The 14,287-nt window shown below is 64.2% G+C and carries 16 protein-coding genes and 1 pseudogene; 10 read left to right on the forward strand and 7 right to left on the reverse strand.

The features are described 5' to 3' along the window. Nucleotide 1 precedes the first annotated feature (1 nt). From ACN5AZ_RS16615 to ACN5AZ_RS16625, 3 genes are all read right to left on the reverse strand, one after another. A complete protein-coding gene (locus tag ACN5AZ_RS16615; protein ID WP_419430029.1) occupies nt 2-517 on the reverse strand; it encodes a YHS domain-containing (seleno)protein in 516 nt (171 codons plus the stop codon). Between the two features lie 264 nt (nt 518-781). Further along, entirely contained in the window at nt 782-1,327 is a 546-nt protein-coding gene (locus ACN5AZ_RS16620; protein WP_419430030.1) for a YaeQ family protein, read from the reverse strand. 88 nt (nt 1,328-1,415) lie between these two features. Continuing rightward, nucleotides 1,416-1,829: a VOC family protein gene (locus ACN5AZ_RS16625; RefSeq protein WP_419430031.1), complete on the reverse strand. Its 414-nt coding sequence runs from the start codon at nt 1,827-1,829 to the stop codon at nt 1,416-1,418. A 330-nt stretch (nt 1,830-2,159) separates the two neighbouring features. Between ACN5AZ_RS16625 and ACN5AZ_RS16630 the strand changes: the two genes are divergently transcribed. The 10 genes from ACN5AZ_RS16630 (at nt 2,160) to ACN5AZ_RS16675 (ending at nt 10,905) form a co-directional block, all read left to right on the forward strand. Next, on the forward strand, nt 2,160-2,993 hold the full coding sequence (locus ACN5AZ_RS16630) for a transporter substrate-binding domain-containing protein (RefSeq protein WP_419430032.1): 834 nt from the start codon (nt 2,160-2,162) through the stop codon (nt 2,991-2,993). 106 nt (nt 2,994-3,099) lie between these two features. After that, nucleotides 3,100-3,837 (forward strand): amino acid ABC transporter ATP-binding protein, encoded by a 738-nt coding sequence (locus ACN5AZ_RS16635; protein WP_419430044.1) that lies wholly within the window; start codon nt 3,100-3,102, stop codon nt 3,835-3,837. Further along, nucleotides 3,834-4,502: an amino acid ABC transporter permease gene (locus ACN5AZ_RS16640; RefSeq protein ID WP_419430033.1), complete on the forward strand. Its 669-nt coding sequence runs from the start codon at nt 3,834-3,836 to the stop codon at nt 4,500-4,502. Before ACN5AZ_RS16635 ends, ACN5AZ_RS16640 begins: the two co-directional genes overlap by 4 nt. Nucleotides 4,503-4,511: 9 nt before the next feature. Then, a complete protein-coding gene (locus ACN5AZ_RS16645) occupies nt 4,512-5,180 on the forward strand; it encodes an amino acid ABC transporter permease (RefSeq protein ID WP_419430034.1) in 669 nt (222 codons plus the stop codon). Nucleotides 5,181-5,203: 23 nt separating this feature from the next. Continuing rightward, the gene (locus ACN5AZ_RS16650) at nt 5,204-6,130 is read left to right on the forward strand and encodes a nitrilase-related carbon-nitrogen hydrolase (protein ID WP_419430035.1); all 927 of its coding nucleotides are present in this window, start codon (nt 5,204-5,206) and stop codon (nt 6,128-6,130) included. A 21-nt stretch (nt 6,131-6,151) separates the two neighbouring features. After that, nucleotides 6,152-7,606, forward strand: a complete 1,455-nt coding sequence (gene hydA, locus ACN5AZ_RS16655; RefSeq protein ID WP_419430036.1) for a dihydropyrimidinase — start codon at nt 6,152-6,154, stop codon at nt 7,604-7,606. After that, on the forward strand, nt 7,603-8,259 hold the full coding sequence (locus ACN5AZ_RS16660; RefSeq protein ID WP_419430037.1) for an aspartate/glutamate racemase family protein: 657 nt from the start codon (nt 7,603-7,605) through the stop codon (nt 8,257-8,259). The genes hydA and ACN5AZ_RS16660 overlap by 4 nt, the downstream gene beginning before the upstream one ends. Next, nucleotides 8,256-9,194 carry a LysR family transcriptional regulator gene (locus ACN5AZ_RS16665; protein WP_419430038.1) on the forward strand — a complete coding sequence of 313 codons (939 nt, stop codon included), beginning with the start codon at nt 8,256-8,258 and terminating at the stop codon, nt 9,192-9,194. Before ACN5AZ_RS16660 ends, ACN5AZ_RS16665 begins: the two co-directional genes overlap by 4 nt. Nucleotides 9,195-9,229: 35 nt before the next feature. Next, complete coding sequence (locus ACN5AZ_RS16670) at nt 9,230-10,156, forward strand: dihydrodipicolinate synthase family protein (protein ID WP_419430039.1); 927 nt, start codon at nt 9,230-9,232, stop codon at nt 10,154-10,156. Next, nucleotides 10,156-10,905, forward strand: coding sequence for an SDR family oxidoreductase (locus tag ACN5AZ_RS16675; RefSeq protein WP_419430040.1), 750 nt, complete (start codon nt 10,156-10,158; stop codon nt 10,903-10,905). Before ACN5AZ_RS16670 ends, ACN5AZ_RS16675 begins: the two co-directional genes overlap by 1 nt. A gap of 22 nt (nt 10,906-10,927) precedes the next feature. Here the strand turns inward: ACN5AZ_RS16675 and ACN5AZ_RS16680 are convergent, their stop codons facing one another. The 4 genes and pseudogenes from ACN5AZ_RS16680 to ACN5AZ_RS16695 all read right to left on the reverse strand — a co-directional run. Further along, nucleotides 10,928-11,701: a pyrroline-5-carboxylate reductase gene (locus tag ACN5AZ_RS16680; protein WP_419430041.1), complete on the reverse strand. Its 774-nt coding sequence runs from the start codon at nt 11,699-11,701 to the stop codon at nt 10,928-10,930. A 132-nt stretch (nt 11,702-11,833) separates the two neighbouring features. After that, the gene (locus ACN5AZ_RS16685; RefSeq protein ID WP_419430042.1) at nt 11,834-13,096 is read right to left on the reverse strand and encodes an ABC transporter substrate-binding protein; all 1,263 of its coding nucleotides are present in this window, start codon (nt 13,094-13,096) and stop codon (nt 11,834-11,836) included. Between the two features lie 26 nt (nt 13,097-13,122). After that, nucleotides 13,123-14,076, reverse strand: coding sequence for a branched-chain amino acid ABC transporter permease (locus tag ACN5AZ_RS16690; RefSeq protein WP_419430043.1), 954 nt, complete (start codon nt 14,074-14,076; stop codon nt 13,123-13,125). Then, nucleotides 14,073-14,287, reverse strand: a pseudogene (locus ACN5AZ_RS16695) (branched-chain amino acid ABC transporter permease); the annotation flags it as partial. The gene ACN5AZ_RS16690 and the pseudogene ACN5AZ_RS16695, both read right to left, overlap by 4 nt.

Raw genomic sequence — 14,287 nt, forward strand, 5'->3', positions numbered from 1 at the left:
CTTACTTCACCGGCGCAGAAGAGCTGAACTGCGGAATGGTGTTGGTGGAGGCATCCTTGCCTTCGATGCCGGTCCAGTTGTTTTCCGCAAGGGTGATGTTGCCGGGAATGTCCTCTTCCCAAAAGCCCACCACATCCTTTGTGATGTTCAGATACAGGGTGCCGTCCACGATGCGCCACAGATTGGGGTTGGCCGGAACCTTGCCGCCTTTGGACACGCCGTAAGCGCAGTGACCGTCATAGGCGGGGACATATTTCGCAGGGTCCGCCACAAAGGTGTCGCGGTTTTCCTCGCTCGAGAATGCGAATGTCGCGCCGTTGTATTCAGCGGTGATGTCCGCCTTTCCCGGAACGGCGGCAGGCTGCGCTGTGCCCACGGGGTTCTGATCCATGTCCCAATAGGCGACAACGTCATAGCCCGACACGGCAAAGCCTGTCTCGTCGATATATTGTTCACCGGCAAAGGCAAAGGTGGCCGAAGTCATCAGCACAGCGGCCGAGGAAATGATCCATTTCATCACGTAGGTCCTTTTGATCAGATCGTTTGGGTCTTTGACCTGACAATCGATACACCGCGTGATGCTAACTGAATATTACCCCTCGCGGCGGAGTGATGGCCCGTGTGTGGATCGGTTGCTGGATCAACGCTTTTGTTTCAATATTCACGCGGCGTGAGCGTGAATGCCCCAAAGTCGCACGAAACCCGATGATGCGGCCCGCAGGATTGTAACAATTCTACTCAACATAACACAGATTACAGGCCGCGCATGCCTCCATCGCGATCAGCTGGCGGCTTTCAGCTCCACCGGCGTCAGGTAGACGACCGCATCCCCCAGGGCGACCATGACTTCGCCGTCTTGGATGTTGACCTGCATCTGCATGTTGCGCTGCGCCAGTGCGGCCAGCGCCTGTGTCTCCGGCTCGGGCAGGTTCACCACCCGCAGATTGCCGAACCGTTGCACGCTGCCGTTGATCTTGTCCCACCAGATCTCTGCCGGACGCCCGCCGTAGGTGTAGATCACCACCTGACCGGCCTTGGCGCAGGATTGGCGCACGACTTTCTCGCTGGGCAGACCGAGGCTGATCCAGACATCCAGCTCTCCGCTGAGGCTTTTCTGCCAGATGTCGGGCTCGTCATCGGTGGACAGCCCCTTGGTCAGTTCCAGATGCTCATGCGCGTTCAACGCAAAAGCCACCAGCCGCAGCATCATCCGCTCGTCGGTTTCCGACGGATGTTTGGCCACGGTCAGTTTGTGGCTTTCGTAGTAGTGTCTGTCCATGTCCGACACGGACAGATCAACTTTGTAGATGGTGGCCTTCAATGCCATGGTCTGCGCGCCCCGCTGCCCTGTTCTCCGCTGCGATAGACCCATCGCCCAAGGCATGAAAGCCCAAAGCAGCGGCGCGGGGCGCAGCTCAGGCCGAAAACAGCCCCTCAAAATCCCTGAAGCCCTTGATTTCGATCGGATTGCCGGAGGGGTCAAAGAAAAACATGGTGCGCTGTTCGCCGGGCTCACCCTCAAAGCGGATGACCGGCGGGATGTCAAAGGCCACGCCCTTTTCCGCCAGCCGGTCCGCCAGCGCCAGCCAGTCGTCCAGCCGCAGCACCGCCCCCATATGCGGCATCATCACCATGTGATCGCCCACTTTGCCACTGCGCGTGGTCGCAAAGGGCTGCCCCAGATGCAGCGACAGCTGATGGCCGAAGAAATCGAAATCGACCCATGTGTCGGTCGACCGCCCCTCGGCACAGCCCAGAATCTCGCCATAGAACCGGCGCGCCGCGTCCAGATCGGTGACATGAATCGCAAGATGGAAAACAGACTGCATGGCGGCTCCTTTGGATATGCCCGGAATGTGCGCGAAACTTGCCCATTTGCTGTGCAGCGTAAAGGGGCGGGATTTCACACCCCACCCCCCAGCAGACCCCGCCAAAGCAGTGCCCCGGCCATAACAAAGCCAATACCATTCAGAAACTTAATCACCCGATAACCACGTTTTGCGACAGCGGAATGACACCCTAACTATAAACAAAACTTATATTGATAGTCTTATTATAATCGGGATTTCTATTGCCCGAGCAGGGTGGATCCGGCTCCTAAAAGGCATGTCTCGCCTCCCTCAAATCAAGAAGACAGCCCACCAACACGGAGTTTCCACATGCGCCTTTCCCACGCTCTTTTGACCACAGCCTTTGTTCTGGCGGCCACCACAGCACAGGCCGACGGCTACAAGGTCGCGCTTGACGGCACCTTTGCCCCCCATGCCATGCCCAGCCTGTCCGGCGGCGTCGAAGGTTTCAACGTCGATCTCGCCCAAGCCATCGGTGACAAGCTCGGCACCGAGATGGAGGTCATCGCCGCGCAGTTTTCCGGCCTGATCCCCGCGCTGCAGGCGGGCACCTATGATTTCCTCGTGGCGCCCACCACCGTGACCGCCGAACGCGCCGAGAACCTGCTGTTCTCCGAAGGCTTCATGGACACCAACTTTGCCTTTACCGTGCCCGCAGGCAGCGACGCGATGGACGGGCTCGACGCCTTCAAGGGCAAGACCATCGCTGTGAACAAAGGCTCCGTCTACGAGAGCTTTCTGACCGACCGCGCCGAGGAATACGGCTGGGAGGTCGTGTCCTACGGCACCAACACCGACGCGGTCGAGGCCGTCGCCACAGGCCGCGCGGACGCCAATCTGGCAGGGGCCACCGTGTCGGCATGGGCCGCCAAACAGAACCCGCGCATCGATCTCAGCTATGAATACCCCACGGGGCTGGTCTGGGCCTTTCCCTTCCGCAAGGACGACACCCAGACCCGCAACACCATCGACACGGTTCTGGAATGCCTCAAAACGGACGGCACCATGGCCGCCCTGTCCGAGAAATGGTTCGGCGTCACCCCGGCCGAGGGCGCAACCATCGTCACCCCCACCGCAGGCTACGGCACGCCTGGCTTCGACGGCTATGACGACACCGCCCATGACGTCACCTGCGATCTGTAATCCACGCTGAACGGGCGGGGCGGATGGACCGCCCTGCCCCCCCCCTTTTGAAAGACCCCCGATGCCCATTGCACCGACGCCGCCACCACAGGTCCACGACCGCCCCATGCTGGAAATCAACCAGCTTGAAAAACGCTTTGGGCAGACGCAGGTGCTGACCTCCATCGATTTGCGCGTCAAACGGGGCGAGCTTGTCTTTGTGATCGGGCCGTCCGGCTCTGGCAAATCCACCATGCTGCGCTGTTGCAACCGGCTGGAGGAACCCACATCCGGCACGATCCTGCTGGACGGGGCGCATGTCACCGCCTGCCACGGGCGCGCGCTGGACGCCATGCGGCTCAAGATCGGGATGGTGTTTCAGGGCTTTCACCTCTACCCGCATAAAACCGTTCTGGCCAATGTCATGCTGGCGCAGGTCCACGCGCTTGGGCGCAGCAAACCACAGGCCGAAGCCCGCGCCATGGACATGCTGACCCGCGTCGGTCTGGCGCATAAGGCGCAGGCCATGCCCGGCGCGCTGTCGGGTGGCCAACAGCAACGGGTCGCCATCGCCCGCGCGCTGGCGCTGGACCCCAAGGTGATGTTGTTCGACGAACCGACCTCGGCGCTGGACCCCGAGCTTGTCGGGTCGGTTCTGGCGGTGATGAAGCAGCTGCGCGACGAAGGCATGACCATGGTGGTGGTCAGCCACGAGATGGGCTTTGCCCGCGAAGCCGCCGACCGCGTGGTGTTCATGGACGGCGGTGTCGTCGTCGAAGAAGGCCCGCCCGACGCGATCTTCGGCAATCCGCAATCCGACCGGTTGCGCGCCTTCCTGTCCCGCTTGAACCAGAGCGCGGCATGAGGTTTTTCGACACCTTCTTTGACGGCGCGGTCATGGCCCGTTACCTGCCCGACCTGCTGGGCGCCATTGTCACGACCCTATTGCTCAGCGCGGTGATCGTGACGCTGGGGCTGGCGCTCGGGCTCGGCTTGGCCTGTTTGCGCAGCCTCGGGCGCTGGTATCTGACGCTGCCCATCGTGGCCTTTGCCGACATCGGCCGCGCCCTGCCCCCGCTTGTGCTGATCCTGATATGCTATTTCGGCCTGCCCGGTCTGGGGCTGAACCTGTCCGGCCCGATGGTGCTGATCCTTGTGCTGGGGGGTGTTCTGGCCGCCTTCGCCGAGGAAATCTTCTGGGCCGGTCTGACCGCCGTGCCCCAAGGCCAGTGGGAGGCAGGCCGCGCCACCGGTCTCAGCTTTGGCCGCACGCTGTTCGACATTGCCCTGCCGCAGGCGATCCGCCTAGGCATCCCGCCGCTGGTGAACCGCGCGCTGGCCATCACAAAGATGACCGCGCTGGGTTCGGTGATCGGCGTCAAGGAGATCCTCGCCGTGTCTTCCTCGGCGCAAAGCTTCTCCGGCTCCGCCACGCCGCTGACCATGGCCGCGCTGGCCTATCTGGCGATCTTTTTGCCGGTGGTCGTGCTGTCGCGGCTGCTGGAACGCCGCTTTGCCTGGACGGTGTGAGGATCGGATATGAGCAACTTTATCGACCTGTTCTTGAACCTCGACATCATGGCACAGGCTTGGCCCTTGCTGCTCAAGGGGTTGGTTGTCACGCTAAAGCTATGTGCCGTGGTCATCGGTCTGGGGCTTGCGGGCGGGCTGGTTCTGGCGCTGGCCGCGCTGTCGCCACGGCGCGCGCTGAAATGGCCCGCGATCTGTTTCATCGACCTGTTCCGCGCGCTGCCGCCGCTGGTCTTGCTGATCTTTGTCTATTCCGGTCTGCCCTTCACCGGCCTCGCGCTCAGCCCCTTTATGGCGGTGGTCATCGCCTTCTTTCTCAACAACTCCGCCTATTTCGCCGAGGTCTTTCGCGCGGGCATCCAAAGCGTGCCCAAAGGCCAGACAGAGGCCGCCCGCGCCACCGGCCTGAGCCAAGGGCAAACGCTGCTGCATGTGGTCGTGCCGCAGGCGGTGCGCAACGTGCTGCCGGACCTTTTGTCCAACACGGTGGAGGTGGTCAAACTGACATCGCTGGCCTCTGTCGTGTCCTTGTCCGAGCTGCTCTACGCCGCGAATATGGCCCGTTCGGTCACCTATAACTCGTCGCCGCTGGTGCTGGCGGCTGTGATCTATCTTGCGATCCTTTGGCCGCTGGTGCGGCTGATCTCGCGCTATCAACGCGGGCTGGCCGCGCATTGAACGTCTTTTGAAAGGAACACCCCATGAGCGAACTCATCATTGGCGGCGCACAGATCGGCGGCATCCAGAAGGACGAAACCCGCGCCGAGGTCGTGGCCCGCATGATGGCCCTGATGGATCAGGCCCACGACGCAGGCGTTCAGTTTCTGGTCTACCCGGAAATGACGCTGACCACGTTCTTTCCCCGGTTCTACGTCGAGGACCGCACCGAATTCGACCACTGGTTCGAAACACAGATGCCCAATGCGGCGGTGCAGCCGCTGTTCGACAAGGCGCGCGGCTATGGCATGGGCTTTACCTTCGGCTATTGCGAACTGACCCCCGAGGGGGCGCATTACAACACCTCGATCATCGTCTCGCCCGAGGGCGAGATCGTCCTGAAATACCGCAAGACCCACCTGCCCGGCCATGCGGACTATGAACCCGAACGCACCCACCAGCATCTGGAAAAGCGCTATTTCCTGCCCGGCGACACGGGCTTTGGCGTGGTGCGCAATCAGGGTGCCGTGATGGGCATGGCCATCTGCAACGACCGCCGGTGGCCCGAAAGCTGGCGCATGCTGGGGCTGCAGGGGGTGCAACTGGTCGCGCTTGGCTACAACACCCCCAGCCAGAACAACCTGTCAGCCGAAGAAGGCCCCGAGCGCCGCATCTACCACCACGAACTGTCGGTCTGCGCAGGGGCCTATCAGAACGCCACCTACGCCGTGGCCGTTGCCAAATGCGGGCTGGAGGACGGCAACCACATGTTTGCAGGCTCCATCATCGTCGACCCCGACGGCTTTGTCGTGGCCCGCGCCCAGACCGAAGCGGACGAGCTCATCGTCCATCACGCGGATTTCGCCAAATGCGATTTCGGCAAATCGACCGTGTTCAACTTTGCCGCGCACCGCCGGATCGAACACTATGGGCTGATCGCGACACAGACCGGCGCGCAGGCGCCCGACTGACAAGACACAGGAGCACAGCAGATGCACTTCGATACGGTGATCCACGGCGGCACCATCGCCACAGCCGACCACATTGCCAAAGGCGACATCGGCATCAAGGACGGGCGCATCGCCGCGGTGGCCGAACGGCTGGACGGCGGCGACCGGCGCATCGACGCGGGCGGGCGGATCGTCATGCCCGGCGGGATCGAGGCCCACGCCCATATCGCGCAGGAAAGCTCTGCCGGGGTGATGACGGCGGATGACTACCTGTCGGGGTCGATCTCTGCGGCCTTTGGCGGCAACTCGTCCTTCATTCCCTTCGCAGCACAGCAGCGCGGGCAATCCGTGGACGATGTGATTGCCACCTATGACGCGCGCGGCGCGCGCTCTGTCATCGATTACTCCTATCACCTGATCATCTCGGACCCCACGAAGGAGGTGCTGACCGATCAGCTTCCGCGCGCCTTCGACCGTGGCATCACCTCGTTCAAGGTGTTTATGACCTATGATCTGATGAACCTTGGCGATGGCGGGATGCTGGACATTCTGACCGTGGCGCGGGCGCATGGCGCGATCACCATGGTGCATGCGGAAAACAACGACATGGTCAAATGGATGAACCGCCAGCTCGCGGCCAAGGGGCTGACCGCGCCGAAATACCATGCTGTCTCCCGCCCCGAACTGGCCGAGGAAGAGGCCATCAACCGCGCCATCCAACTGGCCAAACTGGTGGATGCGCCGCTGTTCATCGTGCATGTGTCCACCGCTGGCGGGGCCGAAATCGTGCGGCGCGAGAAATTCAACGGTGCCAAGCTCTTTGCCGAAACCTGTCCGCAGTACCTTGCCCTCACGCGTGACGATCTCGACCGGCCCGGCATGGAGGGGGCGAAATACATCTGCTCACCCCCCTTGCGCGACCACGCCACCCAAGATGCGCTGTGGCACCATATCGCGCAGGGCACCTTTGAAAGCGTAAGCTCCGACCACGCGCCCTACCGCTTTGACGCGACGGGCAAATTCATCAACGGGGCAGATGTCCCCTACCCCAAGATCGCCAATGGCATGCCCGGCATCGCCGCCCGCCTGCCCTATCTGTTCTCCGAAGGTGTGGCCAAGGGCCGGATCACGCTGGAACAGTTTGTGGCGCTGTCCTCGACCAATGCGGCGCGCACCTTTGGCTGCGCGACCAAGGGGCGGATCGCGCCGGGGATGGATGCGGATATCGCCATCTGGAACCCCGAGGCACAGACCACCGTCACCGCCGCCGACCAGCACGACAATATGGATTACACCCCGTTCGAGGGCATGACCCTGACCGGCGCGCCCGAGATCGTCATGACCCGTGGCGCGGTGATCGTCGAACACGGGCAGCTTATGGCGCAAGAGGGTCAGGGCCGGTTCATCGCCCGCCAGCCGGTGGATCTGCGCGGCAAACCCGGCTGGACGGCCAAGGAGCTCGACCCAAGCCAGAACTTCGGCGCGGTGCTGCGATGACCGGCCCGCTTCTGATTGTGAACCCCAACTCCTCGGCCACGGTCACGCAAGGCATCCGCGATGCGGTGGCGCATCTCGCCCCTGTCACCGGCCCCGCGTTCGAGGCCGTGGACCTCCCCCACATGCCCGCCACCATCATGACGGCGCAGGATGTGGCGCGCGCCGGTCTGGGCTTTGCCGAAGCGGCCCAAAGCCGCCCCGACGCCTGCGCCTATGTCTCGGCCTGTTTTTCCGATCCCGGGGTCGAGCTGACACGCACATTGGTGTCCCAACCCGTCATCGGCATTCAGGAGGCGGGCATCCTGACCGCCATGGCGCGCGCCGATCTGTTCGGCATCATCGCGCTGTCACCGGCCTCTGTCGCCCGTCACCGTGTCCGCATCCGCGCCATGGGGGTGCAGGCGCGCTTTGCCGGTGAACTGGCCCTGCCCGGCGTCTCGGCCGAGGCATCGGGCCGCGATCCTGCGGTCTATGGGCTGTGCGTCGATATCGGTCGCCAGTTGGCGGATCTGGGCGCAGGCGCGGTGGTTCTGGGCTGCGCAGGCATGGCCCCTGTGCGCGCGCGGCTGGAACGCGACATCGGCATCGCCGTGATCGATCCGGTGCAGGCGGGCGTTGCCATGGCGCTTGGCATGGTCGGGGGGCCGCAATGACCGGCGACCCCGGCCTGCCCGATGTCTCCCTGCGCCTGTTGGAAATCTTTGCCACCATGATGCGCTGCGCCACCACGGTCGAGGCCGCCGAACAGCTGCGGATTTCGCAACCCGCCGTGTCCTCCGGGCTGCGGCAGCTCGAAACCCAGCTTGGGCTGACCCTGTTCGAACGCACCGCCCGCCGCCTGCAACCCACCGCCGAGGCCAAGGCGCTGTATGACGAGATCCGCCCTGTTTTCGGGCTGATGCGCGGGTTCTCCCAACGCGCCCGCGACATGAAACTGGGCATGGCGGGGCGGCTCAAGGTGATTGCCACGCCGCCGCTTGGCTACAGCGTGGTGCCCGCCGCCCTGCGCCGCTTTCTGGAGGCCCGCCCCGATGTCTCTATCGCCTTTGACGTGCGGCGGCTGGAACAGGTCAAGGATGCGGTGCAAAGCGGTCAGGCCGATATCGGGCTGGCCATCGACCATGACCGGCATGCTTCTGTCAGCGTGGATGTGCTGCAACGGGCGCATATGATCGCGCTGGTGCCGCGCAACAGCCCGCTTGCGGACAAACCGCATCTGACCGCGCTGGACCTGCAATCCGAACCCATGGTCGGACTGGATGCGGGGTCGAACCTCGGCCAGCTTGTGCGCAAGGCCTATGAACAGGTCGGCGCCGCCTACACCCCCCGGATCGAGGTCCGCTACTGCGCCACCGCCGCCGCCCTTGCCGCCCAGCATCTGGGGGTCACCGTGGTCGATCCCTATTCCGCCAGCACCCATATGACCGACGCGCTGGTGGGCAAGCCCTTCCTCCCCGCCTCCGAGGTCAAGGCCGTCATGTACACGCGCCGTGGCCTGCCCCATTCCAGCCTGCTGCACAGCTTCATGTCGGACCTGCGCGCGGCCTTTACCGACAATGACCTGCTGATCGCCGATCCCCCGGCCTGACCCTTTCCCTTCATACCTCACCCAAGGACCGACCCATGCCTTTGCTGACCTCGGACGCCCGTGGCGTCTTTATGATCTCTGTCACCCCCTTCACCGATGATGGTGCTGTCGATTGGGACAGCCTCGACCGCGTGGTGGATTTCTACTTTGACAAGGGCGCGGACGGGCTGACCATCCTTGGCATGATGGGCGAGGCGCCAAAGCTCACCCAATCCGAAAGCCGCGCCATCGCCGAACGCGTCATCAAACGCGCAGGCGACAAACCCGTGGTGGTCGGGGTCTCTGCCCCCGGTCTGGCCGCCATCGGCGAGCTGGGCCGCGCCGTGATGGACATGGGCGCGGCAGGCTGCATGGTCACCACGCCCGGCAGCCTGAAAACCGACACCCAGATCCACGGCTACTTTGGACAGGTGGCGCAGACGCTTGGCGCGGATGTGCCCATTGTGTTGCAGGATTTCCCGCTCGCCACCGGCGTGCATATCTCGGACGAGGTGCTGGCCCGCATCATCGACGACATCGCGCAGGTGGTCATGCTCAAACACGAGGACTGGCCCGGCCTGTCCAAGATCACCAGACTGCGCCGCGCCGAGGCCGAGGGCCGCCGCCGCATATCGATCCTGTGCGGCAACGGTGGTGTCTTCCTCCCCGAGGAAATGGCCCGTGGCGCCGACGGCGCGATGACCGGCTTCGGCTTCCCCGAAATGCTCGCCGATGTGGTGCGGCTGGTGGATAGCGGCGATCTGGACCGTGCGCAGGATATCTTTGACGCCTATCTGCCGCTGGTGCGCTACGAACAGCAGCCCGGCGCGGGTCTGGCCGTGCGCAAATACGTGCTGGCCAAACGCGGGGCCATCGCCAGCAGCGCCGCGCGCGCCCCCTCTGCGGGTCTTACCCCCGAAGCCATAACAGAGGTCGAGCGTCTGCTCGACCGTCAGACAAAACGACTGCAGGAGCTGAACTGATGGATCTGGGACTGACCGGAAAAACCGCCCTTGTCTTGGGGGCCAGCCGTGGCCTCGGCGCGGCCAGCGCCAGACAGCTTGCCGCCGAGGGCGCGCATGTGATTGCCGCCTCACGCTCTGGCGCGGCCCCCGCCGACGGGATGGAGACACTGGCGCTGGATCTGGCCGACCCCGACAGCGTCGCCGCGCTGATCGACCGGCTGGCCGGTCAGCCGGTCGATATTCTGGTCAACAACTGCGGTGGCCCCGCCGCCGGTCCCGCCAAGGGCCAAAGCCGCGCCGCATGGCAGGCCGCCTTTGACGCCATGGCCGCGCCGATCTTTGCCATCACCGATGCGGCCCTGCCCGCCATGATCGCAAACGGCTGGGGGCGGGTGGTCACCATCGGGTCGTCCGGGATTGTGCAGCCGATCCCCAATCTGGCGCTGTCCAACGGGGTGCGCGGCGCGGTCGCGGGCTGGTCCAAAACCCTCGCGGCCGAGGTCGCAGCCAGCGGCGTGACCGTCAACATGGTGCTGCCCGGACGCATCGCCACGGACCGGCTGGCCCAGCTTGACGGCATCAAGGCCGACAAAACCGGCGCCTCGTTGGAGGACGTCCAACAGGCCAGCCGCGCCACCATTCCCGCAGGCCGCTACGGCACGCCGGAGGAATTCGGCGCCATGGTCGCCTTTTTGTGCTCGCAACAGGCGGCCTATGTCACCGGATCGATGATCCGCGTCGACGGCGGCATGATCCGCGGCATGTGATGACCGCCGTGCAGGCCAAAGCCTATCGCGCGGCCTGCACACGCGCCAGAACGTCGCCCATGGCACGGCGCAGCGCCTCTGACCCGCCGCTTTGGTCGAAGACCTCGAACATTTGCGCATTCAGACCGCCGGGCGTGCTGTGGGCCTCGCGCAGCTCGGGGTAGGTCTTGCCGCTGTCTTGCGTGGTCTGGGCCAGCGCCAGAAACAGCCCCGACAGGAACCGCTGCGCATCGGGGGCTGCGACCCCCTGCCCCGCCATCCAGTCTGTTGCCACCTCTTGCAGCCCGTAAAACGTGCCCATCAGCGCCGTCAGCACCGCAAAAGCATCCAGCTCTTGCAGCGATTGCGCCACGACCACGCCGCCCAGCCGGTCAAAAATGGCGCTGAGCCGGTCCGAGGGCGCAGACAGCACCGTCACCGTGCGATGATCCGCCACCGGCGGCAAAGGGATGGCGCGGGTGATCTGCCCGCACGGCCCCGCCCAGCTTGCGATCTTTTCCACCGGCACCGTGGCAATCAGGCTTGCGATCTCTTGGTCGGGGGCGAAACGCAGAGGCGTCAGCACCGCCTCCGCCTGTTGCGGCAACACGGCGAGAAACACCAGATCACAGCCCGCATCGGCAATCTGCTGGTTCTCCTCGCATACCGTGACCGCTGCATAGCTTTGCTCCAGCTCTGCCGCCACCGCGCGGCTGCGGGCAGAGACCACGATGCCCTCGACCTCCAGATCGCTGCGCATGATGCCCGTCACGATGGCCTTGGCGATGTCGCCGGTTCCGATAATGCCGATTTTCATAAGCTGCCCTTTTGCTGTGCCACGACGGTTTCGCCCGGCAGCGTGGCATAGAACCGCCAGCGCCACAAACCCGCAGACAGCAAACGGCCCGCCGGTCAGGGCGGGCCGCGTGATCGTGTAACCCTTTTGGGTTTATTTCAGCGACGCGATAAAGGCATCCACCTCGTCGAGCGAGATATAGGACCGCTCCTCCACCCCCTCTTCGGCAAAGGACCACAGCACCGCAGGGGCCGAGACATCGCCGTTGGCGTCAAAGCGCACATTGCCGGTGGCGCCTTGATACATGACGCTGCCACCCTGCCCCAGAATCTCGCGCGCCTTGGCAAAGCCTTCGCCATCGGCGGTGACCGGCGTGCCCTCGGGGTCGGTGACACGGGCGACCTGGGCTGCGATTTCGGGGCCTGTGGCGTCCTTGCCTGCCGCTTCCATCGCCAGCAGCGCAATCATCGTGGCGTCATAGCTGTTGGCCAGACCGGGGCCGCTGGGCTCGCTGCCGAATTTTTCCTTGTACATCTCGACAAAGGCCGCCGCACTGTCCACGCGGGGCGAGGCCGTGTCCGTCCCGATGGCGCTGCCCAGATATTGCAGCCCGACATTGTCGCGGAATTCCTCGGATTTCAGTGAATTGGCCATGATCATGTTCTGCGTGCCCCCCAGCGACAGCCATTCGCGCACGGCGGCGGTGCCCTCGTTGGGATACAGGCCCAGATACAGCGCATCGGGATTGCCCGCCAGCGCGCTGGTGACCTCGGCGCGATAAGACGGCTGGCCGTCGTTGATCGCCACCGATGCGGTGACTTCGATCCCCAGCGCCTCAAGGTCAGAGACAATCAGATTGGCCAGATCCTGCCCCCAGTCGTCGTTCTTGTACAGAACCGCGACCGAGCCATAGCCCTCATCCGCGGCGACCTTGGCCCCCACAGCCGCCTGCACGCCCGTGGTGGCAAAGGTGCGGAACCACAGACCGTCGGTCTTTTGCTCCGCCGCCAGTTGCGTAAAGGCGGTGGAGGACGAACAGCACGACATCTGCATCACCTTGCTGGGCACCGTGACAGAGGTCAGGATCGGCATCGACACACCAGAGGACACCGCCCCCAGCAGCACCTGCACCCCGTCCAGATCCACCAGCGCCTTGGCCGCGTCGACGCCGACCTTGGGGTCGACCTGACTGTCGCGCAGCACCATCTCGACCTCGCAACCGGCAACGCCTCCGGCGGCGTTGACCTGCTCGACCACGAATTGCGCGGTCTCTGCGATGGGGCGACCCCAATCCACAGAGGTCGGCAGCACGGCCCCGATCTTGGTCGTGCATGACTGTGCCGATGCGGCCCCCGCCACCATGGTCAAAACCACGGCAGAGGCCCCAAGCAGCGCCTTATGTCCCGTCTGTGTCATAGTACCCGTTCCTTCCCGTTGATGTGTCACGCGTCTGACCGGCGTGACTGTGAAACGACCAACCGCTCGGGCAACAGCCCCTGCGGCTTCCAAAGCAGCATGCCGACGATGACCAGCCCGATCAGCACATACTGGATCGATCCGGTGTAAAGCTGCGCCTCGATCGGTGCGAAGCGCGACAGACCCCAGCCGCTGGCCGTCCACGCCGCCCAGATGACAAAGGCGCCCAGAACCGCGCCACGGTTGTTGCCCGCCCCGCCCACGATCAGCATCGCCCAGATCTGAAAGGTCAGCGTCGGCAGCACATCCTGCGGGCTGACAAAGGCATAGAACGTGCCGTACAGGCCCCCCGCCAGCCCCATCAGCACCGATCCGGTGACAAAGGCGGTCAGGCGCACGCGGTCGGGTGCCTTGCCCAGCGACTGCGCGGCGGTCTCGTCCTCGCGCACCGCGCGCAACAGCCGTCCAAAGGGCGAGGCCGACAGCCGCTCCAGAAACATATAGGTCCCCGCCAGCAACAAAAGCACCACCAGCAGAAACGCCAGATTATAGGTGAACCCGTCCCCCAGCGCGTCCCGCAAGGGGCGGTCAAAGCCGCGCAACCCCTTGGCGCCGCCGCTCAGCCATTCGGCATTGCGCATCACGTTCTCGAAGGCCACCGCCACCCCGAAGGTCGAGATCGCCAGATAATCATGCCGCAGCCGCAGCGTCAGAACGCCCACAACCCAGGCCAGCGCACCGGCGATGGCCATACCCCCCAGCAAGGCCAGCGGATACACCAGACCAAAACCGCCAAGCTGCGCCTCCTGCGGAGCGCCCCCCAACAACAGCGTGCCATAGGCCCCCGCGCCAAAGAACGCGACCACCCCGCCGTTGAACAGCCCCGTGTTGCCCCACTGCAGGTTCAGCCCCAGCACCGCAATCGCAAGGATCGCGGCAATCGTGGTAAAGAACACCAGATACGAGATCACCCCGATCATGTGCGGGCCTCCCCGAACAGACCGTTGGGCCGCACCAGCAGCACCGCCAGAATAATCAAAAAGGGCACCGACGGGCTGTAGCCCGATGGCAGCACCAGCAGCGCCATATTCGCCGCGATGCCCACAATGAACCCGCCCAGAAGCGCGCCGTAGATCGACCCGATGCCGCCTACAATCGTCGCCGCAAAGATCGGCAGAACCAGATCGCGCC

The sequence above is a fragment of the Sagittula sp. SSi028 genome (genome assembly GCF_048553715.1).
Lineage (GTDB): Bacteria > Pseudomonadota > Alphaproteobacteria > Rhodobacterales > Rhodobacteraceae > Sagittula.